This is a genomic window from Kitasatospora sp. NPDC057692 (assembly GCF_042799475.1).
Taxonomy (GTDB): Bacteria; Actinomycetota; Actinomycetes; order Streptomycetales; family Streptomycetaceae; genus Kitasatospora.
On record NZ_JBHVIV010000027.1, the window covers coordinates 23,780 to 42,644 of the forward strand.

The window sequence follows — 18,865 nt, forward strand, 5'->3', positions numbered from 1 at the left end:
TCACCCCCTCCCCCGTCGCAGGACCATGAGGTCCATGGCCGTCTGCTGGGCGCCGCCGGAATCCGACTCCCAGTAGTTCTCGATCTGGAGGGCCGGGCCGCCCGCGGCGCCGGCGGCGACCGGGACGGGCCCGGCGAGCGGGGCCCGGTAGGCGGGCGCGGACACGGCCGGTGGGGTGGTCCACTTCGGCAACGCCGCGTCCGGCACCTCGACCAGGCTCGCCATAGTGCGGGCCAGGGAGGGCCGGCCGTCCTCGACGCCCTGCTCGATGCCGGCCGGGATCCAGCGGCCGATCTCCTTCCGCATCACGCGGCTCGGGGAGTTGATGCCGAGGGCGGACGCGATCGGCCCGGGTATCGCGGACTTGGCGAAGGAGACGAGCTTGTCCCGCAGCCAGCCGCCCATGCCGGAGATGCCGTTCCACAGGCCCGTCACGACGTCCCGGCCCTTATCGACCAGCAGGTTGCCCAGGTTCCCGATGGCGGAGGCGATCGATCCGGGCAGGCCCTTCATCCAGTTGACCAGGTCGGTCATCTTCTCGACGGCCGTCGCCTTGATCGAGTCCCAGTGCTTGATCAACAGGCCGATCGGGGTGAAGTTCAAGAAGGCGTTGTAGATCCAGCCCGGGATGCCTCGCAGGAAGTCGAGCGTCGCGTTCCAGGCGTTGACCGTCGCGTTCTTGATGGTGTCCCAGTGCTTGATGATCAAGCCGACCAGGGTGAAGTTGAGGAAGATGTCGACGATCCAGCCCGCGATCTGCTTGATCCAGGTCCAGATCCAGTTCCACGCGGCCACGGTGGCGTTCTTGATCGTGTCCCAGTTGGCAATCACCAAGGCGACCAGGGCGATCACGGCCGCCGTGATCCAGCCGACAGGGCCCATGGCGAGGACCCAGGCGGCGGCCATCTGCGCGGCGCGGATCATGGACTGCACGCCCATCAGCACCCAGCCCGCGACGACCGCGGCGGCGGCCTCGGCCTGGAGAGCCATGCCCCAGACGGCCCGTGCGCCGGTCGCGACCCACGCGCCGACCTGCTGGGCGCCGGACGCCACGGCGGAGGCGCCGGCGGCGATCCATCCGCCCACCGTCGAGTACGAGGCGGCCACGGTCATCGCGGCGTTGGTGACGGCGGCGGTGCCGGTGGCGACCCAGGATGTGACCTGGGCGGTGCGGGAGGCCACCGCGGCGGCGGCGGTCTGCGCGTAGGTGACGGCGGTGGTGATGAGGACCGGCAGCAGCAGGGTGCCGATCACCCCCGCCACGACCGTCACCGCAGTGCGGTTGTCGTTCAGCCACCGCCCGGTGGAGACCAGAGCGGGGACCAGGGTGCCGGTCAGCCAGGAGGCGAGCGAGGCGACGGCGGGCACGAGGTTCTGGCCGAGCCAGACGGTCGCCGTGGTGACCGCGGGGACGACGGTGTCACGCAGGACCTCGCCGACGCGGATCGCCGCCGGGACGACGTCGTTGCGCAGGAACGTGCCGACGTTCTTCGCGACCGGGCTGAACTCGTCCCGCAGCAGGGCGGCCGCATCTTTCGCGCCCGGGATCAGATCGTCACGGACGAACCGGCCCGCCACCTGCGCGGCCGGACCGAGGTGATCGCTCAACCACGATGCGCCGGAGGTGATGGCCGGGACGAGGCGGTCGGCAACCTCGCGCGCCAGGTCGCCCGCGGCCGGCACGACGGTACCCGTGATCCAGGTGGCCGCCTGCCCGAACGCCGGGCCGAACGTGGCGTTGAGGAACGAGGCGCCGCGCTCCAGGAGCGGCAGCACCTTGCCGCCGATCGCCTGGGTCAGCCCCTCCTCAAGCGTCCGCTTGAACATCTCGATGTGGGTGGCGGCGTTGTCTCGCAGCGCCGTGCCGACCCCGGCCGCGGCGCCGGCGGCCTTGTCCATGCCGGAGGCCGCCGCGGCGGTCGCCGGGTCCATGGCCCACAGGGCGCCAGCGGCCTCACCGGCCATGTCGCCGAACAGCGCGACGCCGAGCTGCGCCTGCTGCGCGGGGTCCTTGACCTGCCGCAGGGCGTCGAGGGTGGCCTGCAGTGCGGCCCGGGCGGTGGGGCCGCCCTTGCCGATGTCGGCGAGCATCTGGCCGGCGTTGAGGCCGAGGGCCTTGAAGCCTTCGGTCGCGCGATCGGTTTCCTCCGACGTGATGCGCGCGAACTCGTGCAACACGTCGGCGGCTTGATCCAAGTCGCGGCCGCCGGCCTTCACGAACTGCGACATCAGGCCGAACGAAGTCTGGGCGTCGAGGCCGATGCGCTTGAGGTGCGTGCCGTACTCGGTGACGATCGCCGGCAGGTCGGCGACCATGCTCTGCGGCAGCACCTGGGCGGCGCGGGTGAGGACGTCGAGCGCCTCCCCGCTGTCCTTGACCAGGCCCTGGCGGATCAGCTGACCCGCGGCCGTCGCGCTCTCGCCAAGGTCCAACTCGAAGGTGTTGGCGAGGTCGGAGACCTTGGTGGAGATGTCGGCGATCTGCGCGTTGGTGGCACCGGGCGGGATGAGGCCGGCCGACATCGTCGCTCGGATCGCGTCGGCCGCGCCCTGAACATCCTCGGTGACCGCGTGCGCGTACAACTGCCCGGCGATGTGGCCGTAGCGCTGGGCCTCGGGGCCGGTCGCGCCGAGCTGGGCGCCGAGCTTCCCGGCGACCTGCTCCTGCTCCATGGCGCCGACAACGCCCTTGATGACCAAGGCGCCAACGACCGCGCCCGCCGCGGCGACGCCGAGCGCCAGCCCCTTGGTGAGGCGCTTCGCGAAGCCCTCCGCGGCCTCGTCGCCGGCCTCGGCGACGGGGGCGCTGATCTGCTCGCGGATCTCGTTGCCGATGCCGCGCACGGAGGGGACGATCTGGAGGCTGGCATAGCCGACGGTGGGCACCGGACCACCCCCTCCGGTGCTGGTGAGGTCAGGTCAGGTGGCCTGCCTCGACGGCTTGGCGGTGGGCGGCAGCCCGTTCGCGGGCGGCCTTGCGGGCGGCCTCGCGCTCGGCCGGATCGCGATGGACGCCGGTGCCGGGCCGCGGGTACGGCTTGGGCCGGGCCAGGGTCCGGTTGCCGGTGCGCTGCCAGTTCGCGTCGGCGAGAACGTCCCAGAGGTCGGCGAGCATGTGCTCGGTCTGTGACCAGACCGCACGACCTGCCAGGGCCGCCCGCAGGCGGGAGGTGGGCGGCAGGCCGCGCAGGTAGACGCCCAGCTCGCGCCAGGTCAGCTCGCCGGTCCACAGTTGGCGTAGGCGTACGCCCGGGTAGGTGGCGGCGAGATCGGCCTCGATGGCCTCCCCGTGCTCTCTCAGGAGCCGTCGGAGGCCGGCGATTCCCCCGGCTTCATCCCGCAGTGCTTGAGGTAGGCCATGAACAGGCCCTTCAGCTTGAACTGCGGGACGGGCGTGGACCGGAACTCGGCCCAATCGTCCTCGCCGAGGCCCAGGCGGAACGTGGCGAGCATCGCCTCGGCGTCGCCGCGTTCGGCGGCCTCGATGGACTCCCACGCGTCGAGCGCCTGGAGGTGGGCGAGCGACCAGCGGCGGCCCTGCCACTGGAACACGAACGGGGTGAGGTCGACCTCGGCCTGCAGGGTGTCGAGGTTGAAGTCGAACGGGGTGTCGTCCGGGCGGCGGGTGTTGGACATGGCGCGGTCCTTTCGGTGTGCGCGGTGGGAAGGGGTGGCCGGGGCGGGCGGACCGCGCCGCTCGCCCGCCCCGGGGCTGGAGATCAGGACACGGTGACGGCGCAGGTGGCGGTCAGGCCCTGGTAGGTGGCGATGATGTTGGCGGTGCCGGCCGCGACGCCGATCGCGTAGCCGTACGCGACGGTCGCCTTGGCGGCGTTGCTGGTCGTCCACTTGCACTGCGGGTCGAGGGTGACGTCGCGGGTGCTCGCGTCGGCGAGCGTGGCGGTGGCGGTGATCGCGCCAATCGCACCGACGGCCAGGGCCTTGGTCGTCGGCGCGACGGCCAGGGCGGTGACGGCCTGGCTGGTCTGCTTGTCGAACAGCACACCGTTGCTGTCGGGGTAGATGACCGCGGCGAACGTCGCCTTGGCGAGGTCGGTCTCGTTGACGTCGCGGTCGCCGTCGAGGGTGATGACCGCGTAGTTGCGGGTGATGAGCCGCTCGGTGAGGCCGGTCGCGGCGTCCCTCGTCTCGAACGCGATCTTGGTGTTGATGGGCTTGGGGACCACGATCTGGCTGGACGTCGACCCCGGCCACAGCAGGGACCGGGTGTAGGCGTTGTCCTCGATCGTGGAGAACTTCTTGGTCAGCTTGAAGTTCTTGCGGGAGGTGCGGACGATGATGCCGCCCCACGCGTAGTAGTCGGCGGTGTCCTCGTCGCGGGTCTCGGGCATGCCATCGTCGCCGTCGAGCAGGCCGAGCAGGTTCCAGCCCGCGCCGAACGCGGTGTTGGCGTCGGCCGGGTTGGCGGTGCTCAGGTTGGCGGCGACCCAGACATCGGCGTCCGTCCACAGCCGCGCGTTGGTGGTGTTTCCGGACATGCCGGACCTCCAGGAGTGATGGTGATCAGGTCAGGGGCACCGGGGCGATGTTCGCCGTCACGGTGAGGGTGGAGATGTTCACGCCGGAATCCGGGTCGATGGCGGGCAGCGGCCCGACCCCCGGCTCGGTGGAGCGGATGACGGGGCCGCCCGCGGCGTGCAGCAGGGCGGCGACGAGTTGGGCGAGGTCGTGCGCCTGGTCGGGGTCCTCGTGCCACACCGAGATCCGCAGCAGCACCTCTGCGTTCAGGCGGGTGCGATGCGGGACGGCGTCGTCGAGCGCGACCAGTACGAACGGCAGGTGCGGCGCCTCCGGGGACCGCCCGTCGGGGATACGGGTGCCGACCGCGACGCCCGCCGCATAGGGTTCCGGCCGCCCGGCGAGCCCGGCGCGCAGGAGCCCGGCGGCGGTGGCGGCCGCGTCGGGGAAGAGCACCGAGGCCTTCATCCGCCGCCTCCGCCGCGGGCCTTGACCTCGGCGCCGATGCCAGCGGCCGCGCGGGTGAGAGCGCCGTCACGCGCCTGCCAGGCCATGCCCCGGCGGTCGGCGATGGTGACAGCGGCGGCCTGCCGGTCGGTGGTGTAGGCGTCGACCCGCACCGCCTCCGGGGCGGACACACCCGCGCGCGCCCGGTCGGCGATCCGGCCGGCCGCCTCGTCGACCATGGTCCGCACCTCGGCGCTCTGGAGGATCTCCCGCACGCCGCCGGTGTCCAGCACGAACTCGACCTCGGCCACGGGCGAGCCTCCTATCCGGTGGAGCGGCGCATCTGCCACTCGACGTGATGGGTGCCGCCGAGCACCGGGTGGGGCCAGCGGCCGACCTCGCCCTGCACCTCGCAGAGCAGGCCGTCGTACTCGATGCGGTCGTCCGCGCGGACGTCCGGGGCGGTGCCCGGTTCGGACAGGACCCGCCAGCCGGTGACCACGCTGGTGCGGTCGGTCTCCTGGCGTTCGGTCTGCAGGACGGGCTGCACGGACAGTCGGGTGATGGTGGTCCGGGTCGCGGTCGTCCAGTCCTTGATGGTGTTGCCGGCCCGGTCGGGGGGGGGGCCCGCGCGCACCCGCACCACCGACTGGTCCCAGATCACGTGTCCTCCGCGGTGCCGAGCCGGTGCCGGGCCACCGCGGCCGACCACTGGGAGGTGACGCCGATCGCCGCGGTCGCGCCGAACGTGACGCTCTCGCTGCCGGCGGTGTAGGCCTGGATGCCGGGCTGGACCCGGTACATGGAGCGGGCCTGGTCGGTGACCGCCTCCTGAATGTCCTCGGGCACCGCGGTGTAGCCGTGGTCGTAGGTGACGGCCAGGCAGCGCAGGACGGCCGGCCAGGTCTGGCAGCCGGTCCGGTGCAGGTAGCCGTCGGCGGACCACGTGAAGTCGGCGCCTTCAGCCAGCGCGGTGCCGCTGAGTGCGACCCCGGTGACGGCGGTGACGGGAGCGGCGGGCAGCAGGATCTCGGTACGGCCGTTGCCGTCCAGGACGATGGCGTCGCCCTGGACGGCGGTGACCGGGTGGCCGACCGCGCCCCGAAAGCGCCTGCTCGCGGCGGTGAGGGCTGCCAGCAGCTTGGGGTCGTCGGCCGGGACGCCGAGCCACACTGCCAGCTCGGCCGGGTCCGCGAGCGGGTCAGTCGCCGCCACCGGTCGCCGCCTTGTTCCGGGCCCCGGATCGGGCCTTGCCCGCCCGCTTCGGCCCCGGCTCGGGGATGTCGTCTACGGGCAGGGCGCCGAGCCGGTCGGCGTCCTGTTCGTTGAGCTTCATCACGGTCTCGACGCCGTGACCGGTGACGACCCGGTAGCGGCGCAGGGGTCCGCCCACAGCGGCCACCTCCACTCGATGGTCAACAGGGGTGCTGGGGGAGGGCGGCCCGCATGCCGCATGCTCGTCGCCGCACAGGCGGCACCGCCCTCCGGTCGAAGACCGGGCCGGCCCCATCAGGGAGCGAGCTGGCCCGAGGTGCGCATCGCCGCCAGCAGCGCGTTGACCTTCGTCCGCAGAGCGAGGTAGTCGGTGCGCAGGGCGTCGTACTCGGCCTTCGTCGGGGTCGCGCCCGCAGCGGCGGCGGAGGTTGCCGGGGCGGCGTCGGCCACTGCCGCGGTCTGCCTGGCCGCGCGGGCGGCGCCGGCGGCCGGATCCAGGTACGTCACGGTCAGCCTCCTATCAGGCGGTGAGGTCGATCTCGACGAACGCGTTCGGCTGCAGGATCCCGAACGCGGCCCGCATCTCGGCGAGGACGGCGACCATGTTCCTGATGAAGAAGTCGCTGTGGCTGTCGGTCATGGTGACGGTCGCCTGCTCGCGGTCCCACAGGACGGCCTTGCGGAAGTCGCCGACGTAGCCGGTGCCGGCGGGGACGGCGTCGGTCTCAATGACCGGCAGGCCCCACAGGGTTCCGGCGGTGCCGACGCCGGCCGGTCCGCCGAAGTAGAACCGCGCCTCGTTGTCCTGGAGCAGGTCGATCGCCTCCAGGTCGGCGGGGTTGAAGAGGTAGGCGTTGGCCACGGAGCGGCCGACCGTCCGCACCTTCGTCTTGGCCTTGCGGGTCGTGGTGAGGAGGTTGGTGTCCCAGGCCTGGGCCTGGACGCCGGAGACGTTGCCGAGGCCCTCGAAGTTCTCGCCGGTGCCGTCGCCGGAGATCATCTGGTCTTCGAGCTCTTCCTCCAGGCCGTACTTCAGGAAGGCGTCGATGAGGGTACGGATCTGGGCGGCGTCGGACAGGGCGCGCTTGGTGACGGGGATCCAGTGCGCGATGGTCTTGACCGGCGCGGTGACCTTGGCGGCAGCCAGGGCTGACTCGGGCTTGGTGCCGGAGGAGCCGGAGGTGGCGGTGGCCTCGGCGACCGGGGCAGCCGCATTGGTCACCGAGGTGAGGCGCACGTACTCGACGGTGTCGGACGTGGTGGTGCCCTGGGTGACGACGTTGCGCAGCGTCAGCGGCCGCTGGAACGCCTCCAGGCCGACCTGCTGGCCGATGTTGTCGTTGACGACCCAGGCCCCGGCGGAGGTGTCGGAGGCGCCGGTGATCAGCGACTTGAAGCCGACCGGCATGCTCTGCACGCGGGACTTCTCGCCGAACCTGCCGTTCGGCGCGGCGCCCATCAGGGCCTGGTACTCGGACGAGGTCACGAACGCCTCGCCGATGCTCTTGCGGTCGGGGACGATCAGGCCGGCCGGGGTGCGGCGCTCGCCGGACTTGCCGTTGAGGGCGATGCCGTCCCCGAGGTCGGCGATGGCCTGGCGCATCGCGCCGTCGCCCTTGGCCTTCTCCAGCCGCTCCTTGGCGTTGGTGGCCTTGGCCATGGCGTCGGTGACCTGGCTGCGCTCGTCGTCGGTGAAGTCGCGGTCCTCGGCCTCCGCCTTGGCGGCGATGGCCTGGGCGGTCTGCAGGTGGTGCTTGAGCTCGTCGGTGAGCTCCTTGATCTTGTCCATGGGGTTCCTCAGTCCGTGAGCGTGGAGGCCTCGGCCGCGAGGGCGGCGAGGTCGGCCTGCAGGCGGAGCGAGGCGGGTCCGGCCTTGGCGGCCCCGGTGGGGGCTTCGCGGGGGTCCGGCGTGGTCTCGTCGGTGCTGCTGGTGGCGGGTCCCTGGGCGGGCCCGGGGTTCTCAGCCTTGGCGGGCGCCTGGTTGGCGGCGGCCGGCTTCGGCCCGGGGCGGCCGGGCTGGGTGGTCTTCTCGTCCTCGGCGGGTGCGGCGGCGGCGAGGACCTCGCCGATCGCGGCGTGGGCCGCGGTGAGGGAGTCGATGTGCTTCTGCGCGAGGACGCGGCCGACCTTCAGGCCTGCGGCGATCGACTGGGCCTTGGCTGCCAGGAGTTCGGTCTCCTGGTTCGCGCCGACCAGGCACGGCCCGACCTCGTACAGCTTGAGCTCGCGCAGCTCGTAGTAGCCGTACCAGCGGCCGTCGTCGTCCTGGCCTTCGACCCACGCGCCCTCCTCGATGTCGTACGCGAAGGAGAACTGGGTGACCCGGCGGCCCTTCAGCAGCCGGTAGACCTGGGCGGCCTTGGGGTTGGTGTCGACGTCCTCGATCTGCCCGGTGACCTCCAGGCCGTCCGGGGTCTCGTTCGCCTGCAGGACGATCCCGACGTGGGAGAACGGGTCGCCCCAGTCGTGCGACCAGATGACGGGGATCGGGTCGCCCTTGGCCCTCCAGTCGGCGAGCGTCTTGGTGAACGCGCCCGGCTGGACAACGTCGCCCACCGAGTCCTCGTTGCCGAACACGCTGACCAGCGCGGTGAACTGGCCCTCGGCAAGGCCGTCGGCGGCGCCGGCAGCCTTGATCCGGGCGTGGCACTCCTTGGTGCGTGGCACCGCCTACCCCTCTCTCTCGTAGTCCAGGCGGCAGTTGCAGCCGGCTGTCTCGGCGGCCTTGCCGCTTGCGTCGCCCGGCCAGCGCAGCCCGTTGCCGAAGACGTTGCCGAGTAGAACCCGGTCGCCGTCGAGGCGGGCGTGCGTGGAGCGCGGGGACGATCCGGTCCGCCAGACCTTGTAGTTGAGGCCGGAAGCTCCGGCCGCATCGTGGCCGCCGAACGACCTCGACTCGGTGGCCGCGGTCAGCGCCCGGCGGGCCGCCGTTGCCCCGGCCCACACCTCGGCCGCCCGGCCGACCTGCTCGCGCCAGTCCTTCGCCGGATCGGCAACCGCCTCCCGCAGCGCGGTGACGGCCGCCGCCTCGTGCTCCTCGGCATGCGACGCCGCTGCGGCCAGCAGCCACGGCAGCATCACATCCGCCGACCAGCCCTCGGCCTCGGCGTTGTGCTCGGCCAGGACCTCCCAGGCGCCGACCAGCGCGAGGCGCTCGGTGCGGGCGACCAGCAGGGCCTGCAGCTGGGCGAGGCGGTCGGGCGCACCCGCCGCCCACAGCTCCAGCAGCTCCGGCGGGGCCAAGTCCTTGACGCCGACCTGCCGCAGCAGGCCGTCCATCTGCCGGGCCGACCAGGCGCTGAGCCGGGAGGTGAGCATGTCGCGCTCCGCTTCGAAGCCGGCCAGCCCGCCCGGTCGGCCCGCCTTCGCCCCGTCCGGGCCGGCCGCCTTCGGCGCCGTGTCCCGAGGCGAGGCGAGCCCGCCCGCCGTCACGTTGAGCGGCGTGATCAGCTCGTCGCCGCCCTCGATCCACGGCAAGTTCATGCGGGCCCGCTGCTCGTTGCGGGTCATCCACGGCCCGCCCGTAGCCGTGCTGGCCGCGGCCGCCTGCGACTCGAAGTCGCCGGCCATCTTCGCGGCGATGTTGAACTCGCAGTACACGTCGTCGGAGTCGGGGGTGTCCGCGATGATCTGCGCACGGAACTCTTGCTCCAGCATCGCGAGCCAGGATCCGAGTGTGTCCTGGTACAGGTGCGCGTGCTGCTCTTTGATATTGGAGTAGGTGGCGTGGTCGAGGATGCCGATCAGCGGTGGCGGGATGTAGTAGGCCGCCGCCACCTCCTCGCGGCTGAGCTTGCGGGACTCGATGTACTGGGCCTGCTGCGGGCTGTATGCGATCGGCGTGTAAACCATGCCGTCTTCGAGGATCGGCGTGCCGCCCTCGGCGCCGCCGCCGCGGGCGAACGTCGACCACATCACCCGGAACCGGCGCTTCTCCTCCGGGCTCCACTCGGGGGCGTCGGCCGGCCGGGACAGGACGCCGGTCATGCGCGCGCCCCCGCGCCACATCTGGGCGCGCTGAGTCGACGACTCGGACTCCTCCAGGAGGATCGAGCGCAGTGCCTCGATCGGAGACGACCCTGAGGTGAGGTCGTCGGGCGTGTAGCCGTGAATGTGGACGACCTGGTCGGTGCTGAAGCGCTGCCCCGATGCGGCCTCGTAGCCCGTGGGCGCCGCCCAGTTCCCACCGTACGGCCGGATCAGGGTCGGCGGCACCGGCAGGAGGCGTCGGCCCTGGCCCTCGACGTCCAGCTTGATCGCGTAGAACTCGTCGTAGATCGCCAGGTCGGAGACGATCCGCTCGACCAGGCGGTACGTGGTCAGCCCGGGTAGCGGGTCGGCCATCAGCACTGCGGCCGGGTGGTCCGTCAGCCGGACCCGGTCGGTGTCCGAGACGCGCCGGAAGAAGTGCAGCCCCAGCTGGGCGACGTTGCGGGCCAGGAACCCGACCACCGTGCGGACCTGAGGCTGGCGCCGCCAGATCTCCCCGTACTCCCACGGAGCCGCGCTCCGCAGCGGCACCGCGGCGAACGTCGGCGCGACCCCGGCGCCCGTCACGCTGAGCTGGCCACGGCTGACGACGAACGACATCAGCCACCGCCCCCAGCGAGCACCTGCAGGAACTCCACCCGCGCGCGCTCGATCACGATCTCGCCGTCCACGCGCTGCGGCTCGCGGCCCGCCTCCAGCAACTCCGCATCCCGCAGCACAAGCAGCGGCCCGCGCCGAGCCCACAGCACGCCACGAAAGGCCTTGTCCGCGAGGTTGACCACGACCCTTTTACGCACCGCGGTGCGACGCCACGCGAACACGGCGGTCCTCCTTTGCCGAGCCGCTACCGTGGCGGCATGAAGTTGAAGTTCGAGTTCGCAGCCGCAGGCAGTGAGATCTACGCCCCGAACGCCTTCGACGGGCAGGTCGGCAAGGAGATCCGGGTCAACCTTCCGGGCCGCGAAGCAACGACGGGCCGGGTCCTGGAGGCAAAGGTGGCCGGGAGTGGGCGATCTGTTGAGCTCACCGTTGAGGTGAGCGACACCAACCTGCCCTTGGTGTAGGAGGGTTCGACTCCGTCATCAGGGCTTTCGGCCATGAGTAGATGCGGTCAGGTAGCGCTCGGCCATGGCCAGAGCCCTACGGTGGTTTCGGTCGCCGGTGCTCTCCGCCTCCCGCTCCGCGCGCGCCGGCAGTCGACACAGCGCGACATCTGGGATGTACGGCGAGAGCTCATTTGCCAGTCCCACGCCGAGCCACAGGTCCACGGCTAGCCCGGTGACGGGATATGTGCCTTCTGCCAGTAGAACGCTCTTGAGGTCGTCGCGACCGGTTGCCTTGTACTCGGAGACCTCGATGACGGAGATGGGCAGGTCGGGTTCGACGAGGATCAAGGTCACGTCCCAGAGGCGTCCATCCGGGTCCAGCTCGACCGCCGCAAAGGCGAGGGCTCCAGGCTTACGCGCCATCACAGCCTCCAGCTTCCGGCCGTCACACGACCATGATCGAATCGTCGCCATCGTCCCCGTACCGGCTCTTACGCCGCGGCGGCCGGGCGAGCACCTCGGACATCGCCGTCGCCAGCGCACTGACACCGTCGATCTTGTCGCCGCTGCTGGCCTTGTCCGGCTTCACGTTCCCGGCCGGGTCCATCGCCACGGCCAGGTTGTCAACACACCAGCGCACCACCGGATGCCCGCCATGCCGCAGAGACGGCCGCTCCGGCGACCCCTGCAGCACCAGCCGCTGGATCGCCTTCAGCGCCGGGGACATGGTGATGAAGCCCTGCCTCACCTTGACCATCGGCGCCCGCTCGCTGATCAGGTCGTTCGTCAGCTGGCTGGCGTTCCACGGGTCGTAGCCGAGCGAACGCACCTTGAACGCGTCCCGGTCCCGACGGATCTGCTCGCGGATCCAGTCGTAGTCAGCGACGTTGCCCGGGGTCGCCACCAGGAAGCCCTCACGCACCCACCGGGTGGCCGCCCCCGCGGTCCGCTTGTCCAGCGCCCGAAGGTTGTCCTCCGGCGTCCAGATGCGCCACAGCGCGTCGAGGGTGCCGTCCTCGTCGTTCGGGAACAGCCAGCACAGCGCGCACAGGTCGCTGGTGCTGGCGAGGTCCAGGCCGCCGTAGGCTTCCCGGCCCGCGAGCGCCGCCTCGTCGACCAGGGACGCGTTCGCGTCCCAGTCCTCCAGCCGCAGGAACCTGGTGCTCTGCTTGGTACGGATGCCCAGGTGCAGGCGCAAGAACTTCGCCAGGTCGGCCGGCGACTGCTGGGCCTCCGCCGACGCGCCACGCAGGTACGCCGCGGACGGCGACACCCCGTACCCGGGGTTGGCCTTGCGCCACGTCGCCTCCTCGTGCGGGTCGTCGTCCGCATCCGCGCCCCACACCACCCCGTACGTGTCCGGGTCGTGGAGGGCGCCGCGCGCGAGCTGCTCGACGTACTGGCGGCGCCGGTCGTAGATGGACTCCTGGCGGCCGTCGTCCGCGGTCGTGATGATGACCACGAGGGGCTGCCGGCGGGAGCCGGTCCCGGTCTCGATGGTCTCCACCAGGTCCGGCGACTTGTGGACGTGCAGCTCGTCGATGATCCCGCCGTGGACGTTCGCCCCGTGCAGGGCCTCCGCGACCGACGACACCACGGTGAAGTAGGAGCCGGACGCCGGGTGGGTGATCTTCTTCGTGAACGCCTTGACGTTGCCCTTCAGCGCCGGCGCCCGCTCCGCGATCGTCTTGATCGGGTCGAACGTGTACCGGGCCTGCTTCTCGCTGGTGGCCGCCGCGTACACCTGCGCGCCGGGCTCGTCGTCGGCCGCCATCAGGTAGACGGCGATACCGCCGGACAGGGTGGTCTTGCCGTTGCGGCGCGGCACGTCCACGTACAGCTTGCGGACGATCCGCACGTACCCGTCGGCCTCGTCATCCCAACGGACCCAGCCGAACACGGGCGCCAGGATGTAGGCGACCTGCCACGGATCCGGGTCCAGCGGCTTGCCGGCCCACTTGCCCTGCGTGTGCCGCAGCAGGTGGAAAGACAGCAGCACCCGGTCCACCCGGTCCGGGTCGAAGACCGCGCCCGGCGCCTCGCCCGGGCTCGGGGTCTGGACCTTCGGCGGGCAGTCCGGCAGCGGAATGCCGCGCGACTCCAGGTACCAGGCGACCTCCGGGGAGATCCCCAGGTCAGCGGGGTCCGGCGAACGGGTTCTCCGCGTTCCCATCGTCGCCCCCGCTTCGCGCCAGGGCCTGCTCCGTCGAGGGGGTCAGACCGAAGTGGGCGGCCCACGACCGCAACTCCCGCCCGGCCGCCCGGGCGATCGCGACCGCCGGATGTGCGAGCGTGCCCTGCTTCGCCTCGATCGTCAGGCCCTCGCGCTGCACCGTCTGCGTCGCCTCACGGAACGTCGCCCACGCCTCGCAGTACGCGGCCAGCGCCGCCCGGTCGGCCTCCTTCACCAGGTCGAGGCGGGACAGCTCGGGCATCACCCGGTCCCACTCGGCCCGCGCCTCCGCGCTCAGCCACTCCGGCGCGGTCGGCGGGACCCGCTTGAAGTCCGGCCCGGGGTTGACCTTGCGCCCACCCGAGTCGCGGCCGGGAGAGCGGCCGGTGATCAGCTTCAGGGTCGCCGGAGCGGCAGCCTTCGCCACGGCGGACCCCCTATCGGCGAGGTGAGCGTGTGCCTTCGGAGTTCACCGCGGCGGGCCCCCAGGGTTGGGCGTCTGTGATTCGGACACCCCTACCCCCCTCCGGCGTGGGAGGTTGAGGTGCGAGGTGGGTCGTGTCAGGTCGGTTGAGGGCGGGCCTGCGTGGGCTGGGGGGTGGGGGGTGGCCGGCGCTGGGGTCACGGTGTGTGCTTGCGCCGGGCCTGGTTGGCCCTGGCCGCCTCGGCCTTGCTCTTCGTCTCGTGGCAGGGGACGCAGGCGAGGCCGAGGTTGTCGAGGTCGGTGGCGGCGCCGCCTTCGAAGATGGGCACGATGTGGTCGAGCTGGTGGCCGGGTTCGTCTGGGTCGTCGGGCGGTCCGTCGCCGCAGATGTAGCAGCAGCCGTGGTCGCGCCGGGACACGCGCGTCTTGAGGGAGCGCCAGGTGCCAGAGCTGATGCCGTAGCGGCCGGCCTTGTCGTCGCGCCCGGCCCAGGGGATGGGCTGGTGGTCATCGCAGCGGCCGCGCTTGGTGGCGAGCTCAGGGCACTGGGGGTCGGTGCAGCGGGAGGGCGGGGCGATCGGCACGGGCCCTACCTCCAACGGCAGATGTAGGCCATGCGGCGGCCAATGGCCAGGCTGATGCCGGTTCGGTGTTCGTAGCTGTTTACGGTCCAGCCGAGCGAGGCGATGTGCTTGGCGTCGAGGGTGTGGGTGGTGATGCCGTAGAGGATGCCCAGGGTCTGCTCGATCTTGGCGTGCAGGGATCCGGGCTTCATCGGGGGTTCTCCGAGGTGGGTGCGGTGCTGCGGATGATGGCGGCAGCACCGATGAGGAGCTCGGCGAGGAGCTCGCGGACGTCGGTGCCGGCGTCGCCGAGCTCGGCCTCGATGGTGCCGAGGCGGAACTCGGCATTGTCCCCGACGCGCAGGTGCACGGGGATCTCCAGGGTGGTGCCCAGGGCGGCGGCGGCCTGGGCAGTCTTCTCGGCGGTCCAGGTGTGCTCTTCGGTGATCACGTGGCCGCCGTTCGAAAGGTGTTGGCGGTGCAGGGTGTGGCGGGCGCTCATGTGCTCGGCAGCCAGGACCAGGTGCCGGGCTCGGTGCCCTGCGGTCGGCTGGTGACCCAGTGGGTGTCGGTGCCGTCCATCAGGACGCGGAGGTTGCAGGTCTGGTCGGGGGCCTCGCCCTCGACCCGGACAACCAGGGCGGGGTAGGTGTCCCCGGGGTAGGCGTGGTTGCCCATGTGGGACAGGAGCACGCGGCGTCGGTTGAGGGTGTTGGTGTCGTCCTCGGTGATCCGGTACTGGACGATCTGGCCGATGGTGGGCTGCACGGTGTTCCCTTTCGCGATGGGCTGGCTAGGCGGCGGCTTGTCTGGGATGCCAGCCGGGGCGTCGTCCGCCGCGCGCAGGCCGGTCGGCGCCGTGCTGCCAGGCGTCGTGCTCGGCGCGGGCGGCGGTGGGCAGGTGGTAGAGGCGGGGCCCGCCCGGGAGCGGGACGTGCTCGATGCGGCGCCGCTTGACCCAGGTGCTGATCACGTTGGGGTCGACCTCGAACTGCTCGGCCAGGTCCTCGCGGGTGTAGAGGTCGCGGGGGTTGATGCTGGCGAGTGGGGGGTTCGGGTAGCGGACCACGGCACCTCCCCGGGCAGCACGAAGGCCCCGAGCGGTGGTCGCTTCGGGGCCTTCAGGGCGTTTCTGGGCAGGGGCTACCTGCTGCAGCCGAGGGTACGACGGGCGCCGATCATGCGCAAGCCCGGCTGCTGTTGGGCTTCAGAGGCTGATGGTTAGGGTGGGGAAGCCGTCGGGGATCTCGTCGTCCTCGGTCACCAGGTACACCAGCTCGTCGGGGTGGTCGGGGCCGTACGGGATGGCTTTCATCCAGGCGATGACGTCTGGCCGCTCCATCAGGCCGGGGGCCTCGGGACAGCCGGGGTCGGCCAGTTCGTGGCCGGGAACGCGGTCTCCGACGGTGGCGGACACGAGGTGCACGGTGGACATGGTGAGCTCCTGAAGTCGTGGGCGGTGCGGACGGCCCTCCAGGGCTGATGGTGGGCACAGCGTAGCGGGGCGGTCAGGCGTCGGGCGCCCACTCGGGCCGGTAGCCGGGGTGGTCGGCGTACGGCAGGGCGAGCAGGCGGAGCACCGGGTAGAGCTGCCTGGCGTCCTCAAAACGGTTCTCGTCGTAGTACCCGTCCGCGTCTTCGGCAGAGTCGGCCACGGCCGATGTGTAGCGAGCCAGGATGCGTCGCTTGGCGTCGACCTCGGCCAGCACCCGCGCCGGGTGGTGCCGGGCGATGTGGCGGGCGGTCGCCTGCTGTTGTCGCGTGCTGCACACGACGATGTCTGCGATCTCGGTGCCGTCCTCGGAGTCGACGACGCCGTACTCCTCGGCATCGGTGGCCCATAGGCCCGGCCACGATGTGGCGGCGCCCTGCTCATCCTCGTCGAGGCGGGCGCGGAGGAACGCCACCAGGTCGGCGGTCATCGTGCGTCCACGTGGCGGGCGGTGATGATGTCGGGGTCTGCGTTGACCAGGGCGGTGGCGTCGTGCTTCACGTCGGCGGGCAGCGCGTCGAACGCGTCCTGGTAGATGGGGCGCATCACCCGGTTCTTCAGGTCCGACGGCATGGCGGCGTAGACAGCGGGCGCCATGGCGCTGGCCAGGTCTCGCATGGTGATGGAAGCCAGAAGGAGGGCGGCGGCGGCTGCGTCGACGAGTGTGTCGCGGTCGGTCATGTCTCATCCTCTCGCAGGTCCGCCCGCCCCGGCGAGGTGTCGGGGCGGGCGGACTGGTCGGTGTTGGGTCAGTGCTCGGGCTGGGGCCAGACGACGCTGTAGCCGCTGCCGCGCTCGACGACGCGGGGCTCGGCCGGCAGCTGGGGGGTCGGCTGCGGGTCGGCGGGCTGCGGGGTTCCGTTGGCGTAGGCCATGATGGGCTTCTCCTCTGCTGCTGTGTGGCGGGTGGAGGGCCCGGGGCGGCCGGTTGGCTGCCAGGCTGTGGCGGCCGCCCCGGGGCGAGATCAGGCGGCCTGGGTGGCCTGGCGGAGGTAGAGCTCGGCGAGCCGGGCCCTGAGGGTCGCGAGCTGGTCCGCGGTTCGACGGCGCTTGTCCGGGTCGTTGGCGTTGTCGACGAAGGCGAGCTGCAGCTCGGTGATCCTGCCCTCGGCGGTGGCGATCTGCTTCTCGATGGTGTCCATGGCGGTGTCCTCTCGGGTCAGCGCTGGATGACGGGCTTGTCGATGTCGCGGTGCTCGGTGGTGACGGTCCAGCCGCGGCGGCGGAGGCGTTCGGCGGCCTGCTCGCAGGCGACGACGGATCGGTGCCTGCCGCCGGTGCAGGAGGTGCCGGCGGTGATGGTGGTCTGGTGGCGTCCGGGTCCGGAGGCGTAGGCGGCGATGTCGACGACGGCGGTGTTGATGCGTTCGTCGGCTCCGGGGGTGGCGAGGACGCGGTCGATGACGGCCTGGTCTCGGCCGGTCATCTCGCGCATGGCGGGGTCGATGTGGGGGTCGCGGTAGGGGCGCATGTCGATGGCGGGGAGGTCGAGGTGGGGCGGTTCGCCGTGGCCGGTACCGAAGCTGACGATGCGGATGGTCGGGCGCACTGGGGGCCTCTCGCGGGTGGTAGGCGGGGTCGGTAGGGAGCGGGGTAGGGGGTCGGTAGGCGGGGCGGTAGGCGTGCTCTGACCTGCAGGTCCTACCGACCTACTGAGGCCCCGGGGGTGGGGCGCGGGGCCGGTCGGGGAGGGGTGTCACGCGGCGCTCACGGTGGCCGGCTGGACGATGGCCGGGAAGGGCGCCGGATGGCCCTCGGGAAGGTCGGCCAGGAGGACCGCCGAGCGGTTGAGCGCACGGCCCTCAATGGTGAGCTTCTTCTGGGGCACGACGGGCACCCCGTAGGAGGCCAGTTCCTCGGTCAGATCGGCGACCGTCCAGTCGGTCATCTCGCCCCTCTTGCGGGCCTCGTCGAGGACCGCCTGGAGGTGGGCGGCCGTGCCCTGCTTGGTGAGGTTGGCGGTGTGGCGGATGAGGGCCCAGAGGACGCCCTCGTCGGGCGAGTCCTGGATCCACTCGTCGGCGTCGTCCGGCTCGGTCTCGGCGGGGGCGTCAGGGATCGGTGCGGCGGGCGCTTCGGTGGGGGCAGGATTCGCCTCGGGCCCGGGGGCGTGGATGAGGGCGGCGATCCACCAGCCGCCGAGGAGCACGCCGATGCCGTACCCGATCAGGGGGCGGGCGAGGGACCAGACGAGTGGGCCGCCGACGATCAGCATCAGGGCGGCGGCGCCGGCGGTGTCGCCGAACCGGCTGCGGGCGGCCTTGCGGTCGGCTTTGGCCTGCTCGGCCGTGGCTTCCTTGGCTGCGACCCGTGCGGCTTCCCGGGCGTGGATCATCGCGGGGCGCTTGGCGGCCTCGGAGTCGGCGAGCTTCTTGGCGAACGCGGCCTCGTCGGCGGCGGCGGCCTGGGCGGCGAGCTCGTCGGCCTTGGCGCGGAGTTCGGCGGCCTCGGTGCGGCGTGCGCGCTGGGGGGCGGTGAGCTTGCGGATCAGGACCGGGCTGCCGGTCATGAGGCCGGTGACGGGGTAGCAGATGGTCGCGATGATCCGCAGCCGGTGGCCGGCGGTCGCGCGCTCGGTCGGGAACAGCTTCTCCGGGATCAGCTTCTCCATGGCTCAGGCCACCATCGAGGTGATCAGGCTGGTGAAGAAGCTGCCGGGGATGGCCCACAGTCCCCCGGCGTAGACGAACAGGCTGGGGCTGATGGCGCCGAGGAGGGCGTCCTTCCACGCGCGGGGCGCGAGCCCGAAGACCGCGATCGTGGCGAAGGCGGCGGTGGCGCCGGGTCCCCAGTCGCCGATGGCGGCGTTGCCCTGGAAGGCGGCGTTCAGCTGGGTGCCGATGGTGGGCAGCTGCTGGAAGGCGGCGCCCGCGTTGGAGGCCAGCAGGCCGATGCCGTACGACCAGTAGGGGACGGCGTCCGGCTTGATGTCGATCTTGTTCTTCCCTCGGATGCCGACGTAGAGGTAGAAGGTCGTGACGGTGGCGGCGCCGCCGGTGCCCAGGGCGATGAGGCTGCTCATGGTGGGTGTGCTCC

31 protein-coding genes are annotated in these 18,865 nt (G+C 71.8%); 1 reads left to right on the forward strand and 30 read right to left on the reverse strand.

Annotation, left to right across the window (positions count from 1 at the left end):
* The 14 genes from ACFVFS_RS17265 to ACFVFS_RS17330 all read right to left on the reverse strand — a co-directional run bounded on the left by ACFVFS_RS17265 (position 1) and on the right by ACFVFS_RS17330 (position 10,952).
* Positions 1–2,886 carry a hypothetical protein gene (locus ACFVFS_RS17265; RefSeq protein ID WP_380624901.1) on the reverse strand — a complete coding sequence of 962 codons (2,886 nt, stop codon included), beginning with the start codon at positions 2,884–2,886 and terminating at the stop codon, positions 1–3.
* Between the two features lie 28 nt (positions 2,887–2,914).
* Positions 2,915–3,115 carry a hypothetical protein gene (locus ACFVFS_RS17270; RefSeq protein ID WP_380624903.1) on the reverse strand — a complete coding sequence of 67 codons (201 nt, stop codon included), beginning with the start codon at positions 3,113–3,115 and terminating at the stop codon, positions 2,915–2,917.
* 182 nt (positions 3,116–3,297) lie between these two features.
* Positions 3,298–3,636: a hypothetical protein gene (locus ACFVFS_RS17275; RefSeq protein WP_380624904.1), complete on the reverse strand. Its 339-nt coding sequence runs from the start codon at positions 3,634–3,636 to the stop codon at positions 3,298–3,300.
* Positions 3,637–3,719: 83 nt separating this feature from the next.
* Positions 3,720–4,499 (reverse strand): Ig domain-containing protein, encoded by a 780-nt coding sequence (locus ACFVFS_RS17280; RefSeq protein ID WP_380624906.1) that lies wholly within the window; start codon positions 4,497–4,499, stop codon positions 3,720–3,722.
* Positions 4,500–4,524: 25 nt separating this feature from the next.
* Entirely contained in the window at positions 4,525–4,947 is a 423-nt protein-coding gene (locus tag ACFVFS_RS17285) for a hypothetical protein (RefSeq protein ID WP_380624908.1), read from the reverse strand.
* Entirely contained in the window at positions 4,944–5,237 is a 294-nt protein-coding gene (locus ACFVFS_RS17290; RefSeq protein WP_380624910.1) for a hypothetical protein, read from the reverse strand. The genes ACFVFS_RS17285 and ACFVFS_RS17290 overlap by 4 nt, the downstream gene beginning before the upstream one ends.
* Positions 5,238–5,248: 11 nt before the next feature.
* On the reverse strand, positions 5,249–5,590 hold the full coding sequence (locus ACFVFS_RS17295; RefSeq protein ID WP_380624912.1) for a hypothetical protein: 342 nt from the start codon (positions 5,588–5,590) through the stop codon (positions 5,249–5,251).
* Positions 5,587–6,141, reverse strand: coding sequence for a mobile element protein (locus ACFVFS_RS17300; protein ID WP_380624914.1), 555 nt, complete (start codon positions 6,139–6,141; stop codon positions 5,587–5,589). The genes ACFVFS_RS17295 and ACFVFS_RS17300 overlap by 4 nt, the downstream gene beginning before the upstream one ends.
* On the reverse strand, positions 6,128–6,319 hold the full coding sequence (locus ACFVFS_RS17305; protein ID WP_380624916.1) for a hypothetical protein: 192 nt from the start codon (positions 6,317–6,319) through the stop codon (positions 6,128–6,130). The genes ACFVFS_RS17300 and ACFVFS_RS17305 overlap by 14 nt, the downstream gene beginning before the upstream one ends.
* A gap of 116 nt (positions 6,320–6,435) precedes the next feature.
* Complete coding sequence (locus tag ACFVFS_RS17310) at positions 6,436–6,648, reverse strand: hypothetical protein (RefSeq protein WP_380624918.1); 213 nt, start codon at positions 6,646–6,648, stop codon at positions 6,436–6,438.
* A 13-nt stretch (positions 6,649–6,661) separates the two neighbouring features.
* Entirely contained in the window at positions 6,662–7,930 is a 1,269-nt protein-coding gene (locus ACFVFS_RS17315; RefSeq protein ID WP_380624920.1) for a phage major capsid protein, read from the reverse strand.
* An 8-nt stretch (positions 7,931–7,938) separates the two neighbouring features.
* On the reverse strand, positions 7,939–8,808 hold the full coding sequence (locus tag ACFVFS_RS17320) for an HK97 family phage prohead protease (protein WP_380624922.1): 870 nt from the start codon (positions 8,806–8,808) through the stop codon (positions 7,939–7,941).
* Positions 8,809–8,811: 3 nt separating this feature from the next.
* The gene (locus ACFVFS_RS17325; RefSeq protein ID WP_380624924.1) at positions 8,812–10,731 is read right to left on the reverse strand and encodes a phage portal protein; all 1,920 of its coding nucleotides are present in this window, start codon (positions 10,729–10,731) and stop codon (positions 8,812–8,814) included.
* On the reverse strand, positions 10,731–10,952 hold the full coding sequence (locus ACFVFS_RS17330; protein ID WP_380624926.1) for a hypothetical protein: 222 nt from the start codon (positions 10,950–10,952) through the stop codon (positions 10,731–10,733). The genes ACFVFS_RS17325 and ACFVFS_RS17330 overlap by 1 nt, the downstream gene beginning before the upstream one ends.
* Positions 10,953–10,988: 36 nt before the next feature.
* On the opposite strand from ACFVFS_RS17330, the gene ACFVFS_RS17335 reads away from it, so the two are divergent.
* Positions 10,989–11,195: a hypothetical protein gene (locus ACFVFS_RS17335; protein ID WP_380624928.1), complete on the forward strand. Its 207-nt coding sequence runs from the start codon at positions 10,989–10,991 to the stop codon at positions 11,193–11,195.
* Positions 11,196–11,213: 18 nt separating this feature from the next.
* Here the strand turns inward: ACFVFS_RS17335 and ACFVFS_RS17340 are convergent, their stop codons facing one another.
* The 16 genes from ACFVFS_RS17340 to ACFVFS_RS17415 form a co-directional block, all read right to left on the reverse strand.
* The gene (locus tag ACFVFS_RS17340; protein WP_380624930.1) at positions 11,214–11,600 is read right to left on the reverse strand and encodes a hypothetical protein; all 387 of its coding nucleotides are present in this window, start codon (positions 11,598–11,600) and stop codon (positions 11,214–11,216) included.
* Positions 11,601–11,622: 22 nt separating this feature from the next.
* Entirely contained in the window at positions 11,623–13,350 is a 1,728-nt protein-coding gene (locus tag ACFVFS_RS17345) for a terminase large subunit (protein WP_380624932.1), read from the reverse strand.
* The gene (locus ACFVFS_RS17350; protein WP_380624934.1) at positions 13,313–13,777 is read right to left on the reverse strand and encodes a phage terminase small subunit P27 family; all 465 of its coding nucleotides are present in this window, start codon (positions 13,775–13,777) and stop codon (positions 13,313–13,315) included. Before ACFVFS_RS17350 ends, ACFVFS_RS17345 begins: the two co-directional genes overlap by 38 nt.
* Positions 13,778–13,971: 194 nt before the next feature.
* Positions 13,972–14,358 carry an HNH endonuclease gene (locus ACFVFS_RS17355; protein WP_380624936.1) on the reverse strand — a complete coding sequence of 129 codons (387 nt, stop codon included), beginning with the start codon at positions 14,356–14,358 and terminating at the stop codon, positions 13,972–13,974.
* 5 nt (positions 14,359–14,363) lie between these two features.
* Positions 14,364–14,549, reverse strand: a complete 186-nt coding sequence (locus tag ACFVFS_RS17360; protein WP_380624938.1) for a hypothetical protein — start codon at positions 14,547–14,549, stop codon at positions 14,364–14,366.
* Positions 14,546–14,788, reverse strand: coding sequence for a hypothetical protein (locus tag ACFVFS_RS17365; RefSeq protein ID WP_380624940.1), 243 nt, complete (start codon positions 14,786–14,788; stop codon positions 14,546–14,548). The genes ACFVFS_RS17360 and ACFVFS_RS17365 overlap by 4 nt, the downstream gene beginning before the upstream one ends.
* A 47-nt stretch (positions 14,789–14,835) precedes the next feature.
* Positions 14,836–15,105: a hypothetical protein gene (locus ACFVFS_RS17370; protein ID WP_380624942.1), complete on the reverse strand. Its 270-nt coding sequence runs from the start codon at positions 15,103–15,105 to the stop codon at positions 14,836–14,838.
* 25 nt (positions 15,106–15,130) lie between these two features.
* Positions 15,131–15,406 carry a hypothetical protein gene (locus ACFVFS_RS17375; RefSeq protein ID WP_380624944.1) on the reverse strand — a complete coding sequence of 92 codons (276 nt, stop codon included), beginning with the start codon at positions 15,404–15,406 and terminating at the stop codon, positions 15,131–15,133.
* A gap of 138 nt (positions 15,407–15,544) precedes the next feature.
* Positions 15,545–15,772: a hypothetical protein gene (locus ACFVFS_RS17380; RefSeq protein ID WP_380624946.1), complete on the reverse strand. Its 228-nt coding sequence runs from the start codon at positions 15,770–15,772 to the stop codon at positions 15,545–15,547.
* 73 nt (positions 15,773–15,845) lie between these two features.
* Positions 15,846–16,259, reverse strand: a complete 414-nt coding sequence (locus tag ACFVFS_RS17385) for a DUF6221 family protein (protein ID WP_380624948.1) — start codon at positions 16,257–16,259, stop codon at positions 15,846–15,848.
* Positions 16,256–16,510 (reverse strand): hypothetical protein, encoded by a 255-nt coding sequence (locus tag ACFVFS_RS17390; RefSeq protein WP_380624950.1) that lies wholly within the window; start codon positions 16,508–16,510, stop codon positions 16,256–16,258. The genes ACFVFS_RS17385 and ACFVFS_RS17390 overlap by 4 nt, the downstream gene beginning before the upstream one ends.
* 68 nt (positions 16,511–16,578) lie before the next feature.
* Positions 16,579–16,704 (reverse strand): hypothetical protein, encoded by a 126-nt coding sequence (locus ACFVFS_RS17395; protein ID WP_380624952.1) that lies wholly within the window; start codon positions 16,702–16,704, stop codon positions 16,579–16,581.
* A 90-nt stretch (positions 16,705–16,794) separates the two neighbouring features.
* Positions 16,795–16,971 carry an ABC transporter C-terminal domain-containing protein gene (locus ACFVFS_RS17400; RefSeq protein ID WP_380624954.1) on the reverse strand — a complete coding sequence of 59 codons (177 nt, stop codon included), beginning with the start codon at positions 16,969–16,971 and terminating at the stop codon, positions 16,795–16,797.
* A 17-nt stretch (positions 16,972–16,988) separates the two neighbouring features.
* Positions 16,989–17,378, reverse strand: a complete 390-nt coding sequence (locus tag ACFVFS_RS17405; protein WP_380624956.1) for an ATPase — start codon at positions 17,376–17,378, stop codon at positions 16,989–16,991.
* A 147-nt stretch (positions 17,379–17,525) separates the two neighbouring features.
* Entirely contained in the window at positions 17,526–18,440 is a 915-nt protein-coding gene (locus ACFVFS_RS17410) for a hypothetical protein (RefSeq protein ID WP_380624958.1), read from the reverse strand.
* A gap of 3 nt (positions 18,441–18,443) precedes the next feature.
* The gene (locus tag ACFVFS_RS17415; RefSeq protein WP_380624960.1) at positions 18,444–18,851 is read right to left on the reverse strand and encodes a hypothetical protein; all 408 of its coding nucleotides are present in this window, start codon (positions 18,849–18,851) and stop codon (positions 18,444–18,446) included.
* Positions 18,852–18,865: the final 14 nt, after the last annotated feature.

What these genes read in the sequence shown, in the direction of transcription:
- ACFVFS_RS17270 (WP_380624903.1), bottom strand. Translation starts at nt 3,115, where the DNA reads ATGCTCGCCGACCTCTGGGACGTTCTCGCCGACGCGAACTGGCAGCGC.
- ACFVFS_RS17275 (WP_380624904.1), bottom strand. Translation starts at nt 3,636, where the DNA reads ATGTCCAACACCCGCCGCCCGGACGACACCCCGTTCGACTTCAACCTC.
- ACFVFS_RS17280 (WP_380624906.1), bottom strand. Translation starts at nt 4,499, where the DNA reads ATGTCCGGAAACACCACCAACGCGCGGCTGTGGACGGACGCCGATGTC.
- ACFVFS_RS17285 (WP_380624908.1), bottom strand. Translation starts at nt 4,947, where the DNA reads ATGAAGGCCTCGGTGCTCTTCCCCGACGCGGCCGCCACCGCCGCCGGG.
- ACFVFS_RS17315 (WP_380624920.1), bottom strand. Translation starts at nt 7,930, where the DNA reads ATGGACAAGATCAAGGAGCTCACCGACGAGCTCAAGCACCACCTGCAG.
- ACFVFS_RS17325 (WP_380624924.1), bottom strand. Translation starts at nt 10,731, where the DNA reads ATGTCGTTCGTCGTCAGCCGTGGCCAGCTCAGCGTGACGGGCGCCGGG.
- ACFVFS_RS17335 (WP_380624928.1), top strand. Translation starts at nt 10,989, where the DNA reads ATGAAGTTGAAGTTCGAGTTCGCAGCCGCAGGCAGTGAGATCTACGCC.
- ACFVFS_RS17340 (WP_380624930.1), bottom strand. Translation starts at nt 11,600, where the DNA reads ATGGCGCGTAAGCCTGGAGCCCTCGCCTTTGCGGCGGTCGAGCTGGAC.
- ACFVFS_RS17345 (WP_380624932.1), bottom strand. Translation starts at nt 13,350, where the DNA reads ATGGGAACGCGGAGAACCCGTTCGCCGGACCCCGCTGACCTGGGGATC.
- ACFVFS_RS17360 (WP_380624938.1), bottom strand. Translation starts at nt 14,549, where the DNA reads ATGAAGCCCGGATCCCTGCACGCCAAGATCGAGCAGACCCTGGGCATC.
- ACFVFS_RS17380 (WP_380624946.1), bottom strand. Translation starts at nt 15,772, where the DNA reads ATGTCCACCGTGCACCTCGTGTCCGCCACCGTCGGAGACCGCGTTCCC.
- ACFVFS_RS17385 (WP_380624948.1), bottom strand. Translation starts at nt 16,259, where the DNA reads ATGACCGCCGACCTGGTGGCGTTCCTCCGCGCCCGCCTCGACGAGGAT.
- ACFVFS_RS17390 (WP_380624950.1), bottom strand. Translation starts at nt 16,510, where the DNA reads ATGACCGACCGCGACACACTCGTCGACGCAGCCGCCGCCGCCCTCCTT.
- ACFVFS_RS17395 (WP_380624952.1), bottom strand. Translation starts at nt 16,704, where the DNA reads ATGGCCTACGCCAACGGAACCCCGCAGCCCGCCGACCCGCAGCCGACC.
- ACFVFS_RS17400 (WP_380624954.1), bottom strand. Translation starts at nt 16,971, where the DNA reads ATGGACACCATCGAGAAGCAGATCGCCACCGCCGAGGGCAGGATCACC.
- ACFVFS_RS17410 (WP_380624958.1), bottom strand. Translation starts at nt 18,440, where the DNA reads ATGGAGAAGCTGATCCCGGAGAAGCTGTTCCCGACCGAGCGCGCGACC.
- ACFVFS_RS17415 (WP_380624960.1), bottom strand. Translation starts at nt 18,851, where the DNA reads ATGAGCAGCCTCATCGCCCTGGGCACCGGCGGCGCCGCCACCGTCACG.